Source organism: Pseudomonas sp. MPB26 (assembly GCF_046605355.1).
GTDB classification, from domain to species: domain Bacteria; phylum Pseudomonadota; class Gammaproteobacteria; order Pseudomonadales; family Pseudomonadaceae; genus Aquipseudomonas; species Aquipseudomonas cedrina.
Genome location: NZ_CP176793.1, coordinates 1420811 through 1433992 on the forward strand (window position 1 = coordinate 1420811; position 13182 = coordinate 1433992).

The following is a 13182-nucleotide window of genomic DNA, read 5'->3' on the forward strand; positions in this document are numbered from 1 at the left end:
ACTGCCCAATCACTGTTGCCCAGGCAACACCCATTACCCGATCTGTTTGGGCAGGCGCTGATCGATCAGTTGATACAACGCGCTGCTTTCAGGCCAGTTGCGCATGAACCGCGCCCGGTCCTTGGCAAACGCCGGGGCGAAGCTGGCATCGGAGCTGTGCTGGCGCATGGCGTCGAGGTCGATCAGCGACCAGTGATCCTTGTCCCAGAACAGGTTGTGCCCCTTGAAATCACCATGACTGATGCGTTCGCGGATCAGCTCGGCAAACAAATGGTCCAGGGCCAGCAGTTCGTTTTCCGGCGCGTCACCCTTGTCGACATAGGGCGCGAAGCGCTCGATGATGTCCGGCCCGGTGATGAGTTCGGTCACCAGGTAGGCGCGGCCGCGCAGCCAGAAAAAGCGCTTTTCCAGCACCGCCAGCGGCTTGGGCGTGGCGATGCCAAGAAACGTCAGGCGATTGCCTTCGCGCCAGGAATGCCAGGCGCGGCTCGGGCGCCAGAAGCGCTTGAACCAATGGGCGATCCCCTTGATGTTGTAGCGCTTGATCACCAATGCGCGCCCCGCCACTTCGGCCCTGGCCACCGTGGCGGCACCACCGGTCTTGAAGAGATGGCCCTGGCTGAGCAACGCGTCAGCCTGCGCCAGCACCGGCAGCATCGCGGCTTCTTCCTCGCGACGGATGGCACGCAGTGCAAACGGCCCGCGCAGCACACTGAACAGGGTGCATTCACGGCCGACCTTGTTGAGAAAATCCTTCAGGCGCCAGGCACTGACTTTGCGCACCTGCTTTTCCAACGCTTGCATCGGCAAGGCGTGTTCGCCGTTGCCGAGCAGGTAATACACCAGCAGCTCTTCGTTGAACGGTTCGAGGTTCTTCGGCAACTGGGCGAAAAACACCCCGAGGTTTTCCAGCACGCGATTGCGCGACAGGGGCTTGCCCGCCTCTTCCACACGAATCCCGGCGCCGTCAATCAGGTACAGTTTGCCGTCCTGACGCAGCAGGTTGTCCAGGTGCAGGTCTTCCTGCCACAGGCCTTTGGCGTGCATCCGGGCAATCGCGCCCAGCGCTTCGGCAAGCACCGCCGTTTGCTCATCGGCCAACGGCGGCAGGTTTTCGACGGCGTGCCAGGCATCGGCCAGGCTTTCGGCGCCTTCGATAAACTCGAACAGCAGCCAGCCGCCCTCGCCTTCCTGCAAGCCATCGGCCAATAGCAACGGCGTGGTCAGGCCTTGCTCGGCGAGCAGGCGCACACCGCTGAGCTCACGCTGAAACTGTCTCGCCGCCCTGCTGCCTACCAGCAATTTGGCCAGCACCGGACGCCCGCGCCATACCGCAGCGCCTACGTAGCGCTCGCCCGGCAGTACGCGCAGCAGGCTCAGCAGTTGCAACTGACCCGGACCCGCCGCATCGGCCAGCTCAAGGGTCAGGGGCAGATCCGGAGTGCGACCGGCGGTTTTCAGCTCAGACAAACGCATCAGCGGTTCTCCTTGTGGCTACGACGGGTATTCAGGCGCTGGAACCACGTATCGACCAGCGTACCGTCCGCCGGCTGCTGCAGATACGCCGCCAACAGTTGGCGCACCTGTGCATCGGACCATTGGGGCGCGCGACGCAACAACGGCTCCAGATCCTTGACCCGGTCCCGCCAGCCGAACAGCAGCGGGCGGGTTTTTTCCAGGTCGATCAACTGCGCGGCATAACCGTCGCCGGTCGCCTGCAGGAAAATATGCTTGGGGTAAAAACAGCCATGCACCTGGCCGACGCTGTGCAACCGGCGCGCAAGTTGACCGCAGGCCAGCAGGATCGCGCGGTGCTGGGCATCGCTCAGCGAAGGCCACTGCTCCAGCAGCGAATCCAGGTCGTTCCAGCCGTCCAGCGCGCGCGTGAGCAGCATCGCGCGGTGTTCACCCGCGACTTTGCGCTCGCCGTAGAACGCCGCTTGCAACGCCGGGACACCGAGCTTGCGATAGCGGCTGATGTTACGAAATTCGCGGGAGAAACTCGGCTCGCCAAAAGGCCGGTGCAGGCTGCGCGTCAGGTAATTGCTCTGGCGCTTGAGGTAGTAACCGTGGCCGTCGAGCTCCAGGCGAAACACACTGCTCCAGCCGCCGCGACTGGTATTGGGCTCGTCGACCGCCTCCAGTTGCTTGGCCCACAGAGCGTCGAACGTCGCCAGGCCGTTGCGCTCCAACAGCGCACGGTCTTCAGCCGCCAGGAAATCATCACTCATTCACGTCCCTCGAAAAACTTCACCACATGGCGAATACGCTGTTTGTCCGCTGCGCTGAGGTGCCGGCGCTGACGGTACTGCATGTAGAAACGCAGGCGCTGGGTGGCGGACAAGTGATACTTGGCAACCTTGTCCAGGCACGCCAGGTCCTTGGTGATGCGGTACTTGAGCCAGAAACCGCGCCAGAAATCACCATTGGGACAATCGATCAGGTACAGCGTCGCCTGATCATCGATGAGCAGGTTGCGCCACTTCAAGTCGTTATGGGTAAAACGATGATCGTGCATCGTGCGCGTGTATTCGGCGAGCTGGCGGCTCACCGCATTGACCCACTTGGAGTCGCGCAGGCGTGCATCGTGACGCTCGGCCAGTACCGAAAGGTCTTCTGTCCTGGGCAACTCGCGGGTGATCATCGCGCCACGGTCATAGGCCAGGCCCTTGCGCTCCAGGCCCCAGGCAACCACGTCGGCCGTGGGAATGCCCCATTTGGCGAACCGCTTGAGGTTCTGCCATTCGGATTTCACCCGCGGCTTGCCCAGGTAACGCCGCAAGCCCTTACCGGCGCCGACGTAGCGCTTGACGTAGTAATTGACCCCGCCGCGCTCCACCCGGATCACTTCCGACAGCGGATCGCGGGTCAGCCGCTCGCCTTGCAGGGCGAAGACCGCCTCAAGGCTGCCAAAATCATCCGCCAGGTTCGCGTACGCCGGTTCCAGGATCCAACCCGCCATCAGATCGCATCTCCGTAGCGTTGCTTGCGCGCGTAGAGCTTGTCGGCCTTGCGCTGCATCAGGCTCAACGACGCCGACTGCTCGGCCAGGATCTGGCGCAGCGGCTGGCGGAAGTAGCCCTTGAGAAAGCGCAGCTTGTCGCGACGGGTCAGGCCGATATCCAGCGCCGAGTAATACAGCGCCGAGAGGTCCTTGTCGCGCCAGCGCAGCGGCAAATGCGCACGCAATTGGGCACGGTGCAGGTCGATCACCGACAGCTTGATGTCGCTGGCGTCGATGGGCTTGGCGGTGTCCAGCAGGAAGTGGCACAGGTAGCAATCGCGGTGGTTCACGCCACCTCGGTGCATGTCGCCGACCATGCGCGCCAACTCGGCCGTGAGGGCGTGGCGCAGCGCGGGCGCAGGCGGTTTGGCCGCCCAGTTGACGGTCAGGTCTTCCAGGCTGATGGTCGGCGCCAGTTCTTCGGTGATGATGAACGAATGCTGGTCCGCCGGGTTGCTGCCCTTCTCGCCGAAGGCCACGCCGGTCATGCTGGGCACGCCCAGTTCCTGCAAGCGATGGATGGCATCCCATTCCAGGCCGGCGCCCAGCACCGGCAGCTTGGCGGTGATCAGGTTCTTGAAAATTTCGGCCCAACCGATGCCGCGGTGGATCTTCACGAAATACGGACGGCCAGCGACCTCGGTACGCAATGTGCGACGCGCCGCCAGCTCACGGAATACCTGGCCTTGCAGTTTCTCGACTTCGGCAAAGGCATCAAGCCCGGCCCATAACGTCTTGAATGGTTCGGCAAGAATCAACTTCATCGTTTTGGCTCCGCCAGAATCACATCCGCCGCGTGCTGCGGCATGCTGTAGAGGTCGGCCGTCTCGGCGAAGGCCAACCCATTGCGGCTCCAGGCCGCGCGCTGTGCAGTGTCGGTGAGCATATTCGCCAGGTACTCGTTGAGCTGCGTTTGTTCGAACGGCTCATCCAGCACCAGGCCACTGTCGGCCTCGGCGATGTAATGGGCATAACCACACACGGCCGAGACCAGCACCGGCAACCCGGCCACCAGGGCTTCGAGCAATACGGTGCCGGTGTTTTCGTTATACGCCGGGTGGATCAACAGGTCGGCGCCCAACAGGAAACGCGGGATATCGCTGCGCCCTTTGAGGAACTGCACGTTATCCCCCAGGCCCAGCGTGGCGCTTTGCAATTGGAATACCTTGGGGTCGTCCTGGCCGATTACAAACAAGCGCGTGCGTTTCTTGAGTTCAGCCGGCAATGCCGCCACGGCTTTCAGGCTGCGGTCGACGCCTTTAGTCTTGAAGCCGGAACCGATTTGCACCAGCAGCAGGTCGTCATCGCCCAAGTTGAATTCCTTGCGGAAACCCTGGCGAATCTCGGCCGCATTCGGCGGCGCGCGACGGTCCTGGGCAATGCCCGGCGGCAGCAGGTGAAAGCGTTGCAGCGGCGTGTCGTAGTGCTTGATGAACAGCGGCTGCTGCACTTCGGAAATCATCAGGATTTCGGTCTTGGCGTCCTTGGCGAAAACCGCGCGCTCGTACTCGGCAAAGTGGCGATAGCGGCCAAAGCTTTTGTACAGCGAGTGCCGCAGGTTTTGCGCCTTGTCTTCAAAACAGCCGTCGGCGGCGTAGTACACGTCCAGGCCGGGCATTTTGTTGAATCCGATCAGGCGGTCCACCGGGCGCTTGGCCAGGTCAGCCTCCATCCAGGCGCTGAGTTTTTCGTTGCGCCGGTGGTTGAAGAACGCCTTGACCGGCGCCACCAGCACTTCGAAGCCGGGCGGGACGTCGCCTTCCCAGATCAGCGTATAGACACGAATCCGGTGACCGCGCTGCTGGCACTCCAGGGCGATGCGCATGAAGTCACGCTGCAGGCCACCGAAGGGGAAGTATTTGTACAACACGAAAGCCAGTTGCATCAGTGCAGCTCCTCAGCCAGTAACAACGTGCTCAGTCGGCTTGCCACACGCTCAGGGTTCAGGCGCGTGAAGCACAGGGGCGACTCGCGCTTGACGTCGAACCGACGCAGGTCGTCGGCCGTCGGTTGATAGGTACAGTGTTTTTGCAGGCACGGCGCGCAGGGCCAGTCGCTGGCCAGGTGGATCTGGCCCTTGCCGTAGGCACCGGTGAGTCCGGGGTTGGTCGGGCCGAACAGCGAAATGGTCGGCACATCCAGCGCCGCGGCCAGGTGACCAAGCCCGGTGTCCACCGCCACGCAGGCACGGGCCCCGGCCAGTACACGCGCGACACCGGCCAGGTTCAGCTTGGGCAGCACTTCGGCGTGTGGCAGGCCTTGTGCCAGGCGTTCGGCGCGGGCTTTTTCGTCGGCATTGCCCCACGGCAATTTCACCTCCACGCCCAGGCGTCCGATGCGTTCGGCCAGCTCGCGCCAGTAGGCTTCGGGCCAATGCTTGGTGTCCCAGGTGGTGCCGTGCAGCAGCAGCACGAAGGGTTTCTTCGGTGGCAGGCCAAGCAGCTTCTCGACGCTCAGGCCGTAGTCGCCCAGGCCTTTGGGCAAGTCATAACCCAGCGCCACGGCGAACAATTGGCGCACGCGCTCCACCGCATGCTGCCCACGCGCCACGGCCAGGCGCCGGGAGTAGAAACGCGCGGCGATCGGTTCACGGGCCGAGCTTTTGTCAAAACCGGCGACGGGTGCACGCACGTAGCGAGTCAGCCAGGCGCTTTTCAGCAGGCCCTGGGCATCGATCACCAAGTCATATTTGGTCGACTGGATGCGCTGCTTGAAGCGTCGCCACTCGCCGCTCTTGAGGGTTTGCCAAAGGTTTTTGCGCCAGCGCCGGATCGCCACCGGGATCACCTTGTCCACCGCCGGGTGCCAGGAGGGGATTTCGGCGAAGCCCTCTTCCACCACCCAGTCGAATTGAATGCCGGGGATCGCCCGCGCGGCGTCGGTCAGTGCCGGCAAGGCATGGATCACGTCGCCCAGGGATGAGGTCTTGATTACCAGGACGCGCAAACTAACGGACCTCGACCACGGAGCCTTGCAACCGCTGCAAGGCTTCGTTCACCGGCTGCGGCAGCAACTGGCGCATGCAGTTGTAGTGACCGAACCGGCAGGTGCGATCGAAACACGGGCTGCAATCCAGGCCCAGGCGCACCACTTCGACCTGGTCGGCCAATGGCGGCGTGAACCCAGGCGAAGTCGAGCCGTACACCGCCACCAATGGGCGGTTCAGGGCAGCGGCGACGTGCATCAGGCCGGAGTCGTTGGACACCACCGAATCGGCACAGGACAGCAGGTCGATGGCCTCGGCGAGCGACGTATCGCCGCTGAGGTTGACCGCTTCTTCGCGCAGGCCGGGAATCAGGCGCTGGCGAATATCTTCACCCACCGGATGGTCCTTCTTCGACCCAAACAACCACACCTGCCACCCTTCGCGGATCCTGGCCTCGGCCACCTGGGCATAGTGTTCCGCCGGCCAACGCTTGGACTCGCCAAACTCAGCCCCTGGGCACAGCGCCAGGACCGGGCGGTCGAGCGCCAGGCCAAACTTGGCCAGCGCGGCGTCGCGGCTGACCGGATCGATCCGCAGGCTCGGGCGTGGATATGGCTTGGGCAGCTCGGCGCCCGGCTCATAGGCCAGGGCCATGAAACGCTCGATCATCAGCGGATAGCGGGTCTTGTCCAGGGTGCGCACGTCATTGAGCAGCACGTAGCGGAGCTCGCCACGCCAGCCGGTGCGCTTGGGGATGCCGGCAAAATACGGCACCAGCGCTGACTTGAGCGAGTTGGGCAACAGGATCGCCTGGTCGTACTGGCCGGCCAGGGATTTGCCGATGCGCCGGCGGGTCGCCAGCTCGAGGGCACCGTGGCCGAGCGGGAAGCTCAAGGCCTGGCGAACTTCGGGCATGCGTTCAAGGATCGGTCGGCTCCACTCGGGGGCGAGCACGTCGATCTGGCAGTCTGGGTGGCGCATGCGCAGGCACTGAAACAGTGTTTGCGCCATTACCATGTCACCGACCCAACTGGGCCCAACGATCAGAATATTCATGTAGTTTCCACAAACGATGCGGGGAGGCTTATGCCTCCCCGCCTCGGTAATGACTATAAGACCGGGTTTGTGTGAACACCGGTTCGTGTGGGAGCGGGCTTGCTCGCGAAGGCATCACCGCGGTTCGATAGACAGACCGCAGCGCCTGCTTCGCGAGCAAGCCCGCTCCCACATAAAGCCTGTTTCCACATCAGATCGGCGTCGCTCAATTCATCAAGTTTCAGCTTAAACCCAGTTCCTTCCAGATTCGCATCACCTGCCGCCGCTCGTCGGCGAACTGATCCCCGGCAACCGTACCGGCCTCGTTCTGCAAGGCCTGGCGGTGCGCGGCGGACCGATAGGCCTTGTACACCTCGCGCAGCAGATGGGCATCGGCGGCGGGCATCAACCCCACCTGCTCCAGGCCTTCAAGAATGCGGATATTGTCGGTGTAGCGCAGCAACGATGGATGTTGTGCAGACCACGCCAAAGCTGCGTATTGCACCATAAATTCAATATCGACGATACCTCCGGCGTCCTGCTTGAGGTCAAACGCCGCCGTGGCTTCGAAGGCATTGGCGCCGGTACCGGCCGCCGTGCCCTTGGTACCCAGGTTGTCACGCATCTTGGCGCGCATCTCGCTGACTTCCTGGCGCAGCTTCGCCAGGTCCCGTTCCTGCCCCAGCACGTTGGCGCGCACTTGCTCGAACGCCTGGCCCACATCCTGGCTTCCCACCAACACCCGGGCGCGAACCAAGGCCTGATGTTCCCAGGTCCAGGCTTCATTTTTTTGATAGCGGTCGAACGCCCCGAGCGAACTGACCAACAGCCCGGAGGCGCCGGAAGGCCGCAGGCGCATGTCGACTTCGTACAGCTGGCCGGAGTTGGTCTGGGTGGTCAGCAGGTGAATGATGCGCTGGCCCAGGCGCGTGAAGAACTGCGCGCCATCGATCGGCTTGGCGCCGTCGGTTTCGGCCTGCGGGTCGCCGTCGTGGATAAACACCAGGTCCAGGTCCGAACCATGCCCCAGTTCGATCCCGCCGACTTTTCCGTAGCCGACAATGATGAACCCGGGATCGCACAGGGTGCCGTCCAGGCGTTGTGGCGAGCCATGCCGCGCTACGGTCTGGCGCCAGGCCAGGGCCAGCACCTGTTCGAGAATGGCTTCGGCGAGCCAGGTGAGATAGTCGCTGACTTTCATCAACGGCAGGCTGCCGGCGATTTCCGAAGCCGCCACGCGCAGGCGGTGGGCCAGCTTGAAATGACGCAAGGCTTCCATCTGCTGCTCGAGGTCGTCCTCGGGAATGCGCGTCAGGCGCTCGCGCAGTTCGGCCGCCAGCTCAGGCGCCAAGGGCGGCTTGAACAGGCGGCCTTCGTTGAGCAGTTCGTCGAGCAACAGCGGAAAGCGCGTGATCTGCTCGGCGATCCACGGGCTGGCGGCGCACAGGGTCAACAGCCGGCGCAGAGCGTCGGGGTTTTCCGTGAGCAGTACCAGGTAGGCGGAACGCCGGGCGACGGCTTCCACCAGCGGCAACACGCGCTCCAACACCAGGTCGGGGTTGGCATGTTCGACCGCCTGGGCAAGCAGACGTGGGATAAACGCGTCCAGGCGTTCGCGGCCCAGGCGCTGCATGGCACGCAACTGCGGGCTGTTGCGCAGACCGGCCAACGCCTTGAGGGCCTTGGTTGCGTCGGTGAACCCCCCTTCGGCCAGTTGGCGGCAGGCCGCCTCGTCATCCTGGGATTCTTCCCACAGCGGTAACCATTCACCGCCTACGACCAATTCGCTTTCTTCGCCTTCTTCTTCATCCGGATCGGCGATTACCTGGCGGAAGTGCCAGTCCACCCGGCCGCGCCAGTGCATCAGGCGCTCATGGAACGCGGCCCAGTCGGCAAACCCGAGCATAAAGGCAATGCGCGCCTGGTCTTCCGAGCTGTCCGGGAGCATTTGCGTCTGGCGGTCGGCAATCGCCTGGATCGCGTGTTCTGTGTAGCGCAGGAATTCATAACCGTTGCGCAGTTCGGCAATCACCGCCGGCGGCAGGTAGCCCTGGCCTTCCAGGGTGCCGAGCACCTTGAGCAGCGGCCGCTGCTGCAGGCTCAGGTCACGGCCGCCGTGGATCAGCTGGAATGCCTGGGCGATAAATTCCACTTCGCGGATGCCACCCGACCCCAGCTTGATATTGTCGGCCATGCCCTTGCGCCGCACTTCCTGCTGGATCAACTGCTTCATGGTGCGCAGCGCTTCAATGGCGGAGAAGTCCAGGTAGCGGCGGTAGACAAACGGTCGCAGCATGTCGAGCAACTGCGCGCCCGCCACCTGGTCGCCCGCCACCACCCGCGCCTTGATCATGGCGTAGCGTTCCCAGTCACGGCCCTGGTCCTGGTAATACTGCTCCAGCGCATTGAAGCTGAGCACCAGCGCACCGGCCGAACCGTAGGGGCGCAGGCGCATGTCGACGCGGAACACGAAGCCATCGACGGTCATCGGGTCAAGGGCCTTGATCAGTTTTTGACCAAGCCGGATAAAAAATTCCTGGTTGTCCAGTGACCGTTTCACACCGACCGTCTCGCCGCCTTCGGGGTAAGCGAAGATCAGGTCGATATCCGACGACAGGTTCAGCTCCACCGCACCGAGCTTGCCCATGCCGAGGATCACCATGTGCTGCGGCTCGCCGCTGCGCCGGCCGGTAGGCGTGCCGAACTGCACGCAGTGGCGCTGGTACAGCCACTGGTAGGCCTGGTCGATGCTGGCGTCGGCCATGTCGGACAGATCGCGGCAGGTTTGCACCAGATCCGCCTGGCGGGTCAGGTCGCGCCAGATAATGCGCACTTGCTGGCGGGTACGCTGGCGACGCAGCGCACGGCCCAGTTCGTCTTCTGTTTCGGCTTGTTGCACGGCGCCAGCCAGCTGCCTGCACAGCTCGCCAGGCGCGAAGCCGCGGTCCAATTCGCCACAGGCCACCAGCTCAAGCAACATCAAAGGGTCACGAAGGCTCTGTTCAATGACGAAATCACTGGCGGCGCACACACGGGCAAAGTCGGCCCACCGTTGCGACGTCCACGCAGAAAGTCCATGATCGTCTTCCAGCGCGGCCACGGCGTCACGAAATGACTGCTCGGCCCGCTGGGCTTTTGGCAAGAGAATGGCTGGCAATTCGGCCAATGTTGGCAGGCTCATGGTCTATCCTTGATCGGCGCGTAAATGGCTTGTTGCCGTGGACGTGATACCGGCGCTACATGCAGGACTGTCGAACAAAGGTTATAAATAGCTGAAAAATCACAGTTGTTGGCAGGGAACATTAAACATCTACCTTTTCTTGTTCGCAAAAGATCAACAATAACGATTATGCTCACCAGCCAGACCGAGCCATACGCTCAGTCTTGTGTAGTTTTACTACTCGTATATACATTCGAAAGGCTGAAATGGCCGACGATTTGTAGTAAAACTACAGGACGCCGAAGCAACCTTCGGTCATCCAAGAATTTATGTCGTCTGCCCACAAGGCCAGTCGCAAACTTCAGGCAACCGATTCTGGTAGCCTTTCCGCCCTGGAGCAAGCCATGCAAGACCTCGATCCCGTCGAAACCCAGGAATGGCTGGACGCCCTGGAATCGGTTCTCGACAAAGAAGGCGAAGACCGTGCTCACTACCTGATGACCCGTATGGGCGAACTCGCGACCCGCAGCGGCTCGCAACTGCCCTACGCCATCACTACGCCATACCGCAACACCATCCCCGTTACCCACGAAGCACGCATGCCTGGCGACCTGTTCATGGAACGCCGCATTCGCTCGCTGGTACGTTGGAACGCCATGGCGATGGTAATGCGCACGAACTTGAAAGATTCTGACCTGGGCGGTCACATCTCCAGCTTCGCTTCCAGCGCAACCCTGTATGACATCGGCTTCAACTACTTCTTCCAGGCCCCGACCGACGAACACGGCGGCGACCTGATCTACTTCCAGGGCCACACCTCGCCAGGCGTCTACGCCCGTGCGTTCATGGAAGGCCGCATCACCGAAGAGCAGATGAACAACTTCCGCCAGGAAGTCGACGGTCAGGGTCTCTCGTCCTACCCGCACCCTTGGCTGATGCCTGATTTCTGGCAGTTCCCGACCGTGTCCATGGGTCTGGGCCCTATTCAAGCGATCTACCAGGCACGCTTCATGAAGTACCTGGAAGCCCGTGGCTTCATCCCTGAAGGCAAGCAGAAAGTCTGGTGCTTCCTGGGCGACGGCGAGTGTGACGAGCCAGAATCCCTGGGCGCCATCTCACTGGCCGGCCGCGAGAAGCTGGACAACCTGATCTTCGTCATCAACTGCAACCTGCAGCGCCTCGACGGCCCGGTTCGCGGCAACGGCAAGATCATCCAGGAACTCGAAGGCGTGTTCCGCGGCGCTCACTGGAACGTGACCAAGGTCATCTGGGGCCGCTTCTGGGACCCACTGCTGGCCAAGGACGTCGACGGTATCCTGCAACGTCGCATGGACGAAGTCATCGACGGCGAGTACCAGAACTACAAGGCCAAAGACGGCGCATTCGTGCGTGAACACTTCTTCAACACGCCTGAACTCAAGGCGATGGTTGCCGACCTGTCCGACGACGAGATCTGGAAGCTCAACCGTGGCGGCCACGACCCGTATAAGGTCTACGCGGCGTACCACGAAGCGGTCAACCACAAAGAACAACCGACTGTCATCCTGGCCAAGACCATCAAGGGTTATGGCACGGGTGCCGGCGAAGCGAAGAACACCGCGCACAACACCAAGAAAGTCGATGTCGACAGCCTGAAGTTGTTCCGCGACCGCTTCGACATCCCGGTCAAGGACGAAGAGCTGGAGAACCTGCCGTTCTTCAAGCCGGAGCCGAACAGCGCCGAAGCCCGCTACCTCAGCGAGCGTCGCACCGCGCTGGGCGGTTTCGTGCCGCAGCGCCGCGCCAAAAGCATCAGCATCCCGACGCCGCCACTCGATACCCTCAAGGCTATCCTGGACGGTTCGGGCGACCGTGAAATCTCCACCACCATGGCCTTCGTGCGGATCCTCGCGCAGCTGGTCAAGGACAAGGAAATCGGTTCGCGCATCGTGCCGATCATCCCGGACGAAGCCCGTACCTTCGGCATGGAAGGCATGTTCCGTCAGTTGGGCATCTACTCCTCGGTCGGCCAGCTCTACGAGCCAGTCGATAAAGACCAGGTGATGTTCTACAAGGAAGACAAGAAAGGCCAGATCCTCGAAGAAGGCATCAACGAAGCGGGCGCCATGAGCTCCTTCATCGCTGCCGGTACGTCGTACTCCAGCCACAACCAGCCGATGCTGCCGTTCTACATCTTCTACTCGATGTTCGGCTTCCAGCGCATTGGCGACCTGGCATGGGCCGCCGGCGACAGCCGTACCCGTGGTTTCCTGATCGGCGGCACCGCCGGGCGCACCACGCTGAACGGCGAAGGCCTGCAACACGAAGACGGTCACAGCCACATCCTGGCTGCCACCATCCCGAACTGCCGCACCTTTGATCCAACCTACGGCTATGAGCTGGCGGTGATCATCCAGGACGGCATGAAGAAGATGACCGAAGAACAGCAGGACGTTTTCTACTACATCACCGTGATGAACGAGTCCTACCAGCAGCCAGCCATGCCGGCCGGTGTGGAAGAAGGCATCATCAAGGGCATGTACCTGCTCGAAGAAGACACCAGGGAAGCGGCGCACCACGTACAGCTGATGGGCTCCGGCACCATCCTGCGCGAAGTGCGTGAAGCGGCGAAGATCCTGCGTGACGAGTTCAACGTCGGCGCCGACGTGTGGAGCGTCACCAGCTTCAACGAACTGCGTCGCGACGGCCTGGCCGTAGAGCGCAACAACCGCCTGCATCCAGGCCAGAAGCCACAACTGAGCTATGTCGAAGAGTGCCTGAACGGTCGTAAAGGTCCGGTCATTGCCTCCACCGACTACATGAAGCTGTTTGCTGAACAAATTCGCCAGTGGGTCCCGTCCAAGGAATTCAAAGTCCTGGGCACCGACGGTTTCGGCCGCAGTGACAGCCGCAAGAAGCTGCGTCACTTCTTCGAAGTTGACCGTCACTTCGTGGTGTTGGCAGCCCTGGAAGCCTTGGCTGACCGTGGTGAGATCGAACCCAAGGTGGTGGCCGATGCCATCGTCAAGTTCGGGATCAACCCGGAAAAACGCAACCCACTGGACTGCTGAGGAGACT

The 13182-nt window shown here is 62.2% G+C and carries 9 protein-coding genes; 1 reads left to right on the top strand and 8 read right to left on the bottom strand.

Annotated features, from left to right (window positions below):
* Positions 1–33 precede the first annotated feature (33 nt).
* The 8 genes from ACLH0H_RS06630 to glnE all read right to left on the bottom strand — a co-directional run bounded on the left by ACLH0H_RS06630 (position 34) and on the right by glnE (position 10146).
* Positions 34–1476 (bottom strand): lipopolysaccharide kinase InaA family protein, encoded by a 1443-nt coding sequence (locus ACLH0H_RS06630; protein WP_411381428.1) that lies wholly within the window; start codon positions 1474–1476, stop codon positions 34–36.
* Positions 1476–2231 carry a lipopolysaccharide kinase InaA family protein gene (locus ACLH0H_RS06635; protein WP_411381429.1) on the bottom strand — a complete coding sequence of 252 codons (756 nt, stop codon included), beginning with the start codon at positions 2229–2231 and terminating at the stop codon, positions 1476–1478. The genes ACLH0H_RS06630 and ACLH0H_RS06635 overlap by 1 nt, the downstream gene beginning before the upstream one ends.
* Positions 2228–2962, bottom strand: a complete 735-nt coding sequence (locus tag ACLH0H_RS06640) for a lipopolysaccharide kinase InaA family protein (protein WP_411381430.1) — start codon at positions 2960–2962, stop codon at positions 2228–2230. The genes ACLH0H_RS06635 and ACLH0H_RS06640 overlap by 4 nt, the downstream gene beginning before the upstream one ends.
* On the bottom strand, positions 2962–3768 hold the full coding sequence (gene rfaP, locus ACLH0H_RS06645; protein WP_411381431.1) for a lipopolysaccharide core heptose(I) kinase RfaP: 807 nt from the start codon (positions 3766–3768) through the stop codon (positions 2962–2964). Before rfaP ends, ACLH0H_RS06640 begins: the two co-directional genes overlap by 1 nt.
* Complete coding sequence (locus ACLH0H_RS06650; RefSeq protein WP_411381432.1) at positions 3765–4889, bottom strand: glycosyltransferase family 4 protein; 1125 nt, start codon at positions 4887–4889, stop codon at positions 3765–3767. Before ACLH0H_RS06650 ends, rfaP begins: the two co-directional genes overlap by 4 nt.
* The gene (gene waaC / locus ACLH0H_RS06655; RefSeq protein ID WP_411381433.1) at positions 4889–5950 is read right to left on the bottom strand and encodes a lipopolysaccharide heptosyltransferase I; all 1062 of its coding nucleotides are present in this window, start codon (positions 5948–5950) and stop codon (positions 4889–4891) included. Before waaC ends, ACLH0H_RS06650 begins: the two co-directional genes overlap by 1 nt.
* 1 nt (position 5951) lies before the next feature.
* A complete protein-coding gene (gene waaF / locus ACLH0H_RS06660) occupies positions 5952–6986 on the bottom strand; it encodes a lipopolysaccharide heptosyltransferase II (RefSeq protein WP_411381434.1) in 1035 nt (344 codons plus the stop codon).
* 220 nt (positions 6987–7206) lie between these two features.
* On the bottom strand, positions 7207–10146 hold the full coding sequence (gene glnE, locus ACLH0H_RS06665; protein WP_411381435.1) for a bifunctional [glutamate--ammonia ligase]-adenylyl-L-tyrosine phosphorylase/[glutamate--ammonia-ligase] adenylyltransferase: 2940 nt from the start codon (positions 10144–10146) through the stop codon (positions 7207–7209).
* A gap of 383 nt (positions 10147–10529) precedes the next feature.
* On the opposite strand from glnE, the gene aceE reads away from it, so the two are divergent.
* Complete coding sequence (gene aceE, locus ACLH0H_RS06670) at positions 10530–13175, top strand: pyruvate dehydrogenase (acetyl-transferring), homodimeric type (protein ID WP_411381436.1); 2646 nt, start codon at positions 10530–10532, stop codon at positions 13173–13175.
* Positions 13176–13182 lie beyond the last annotated feature (7 nt).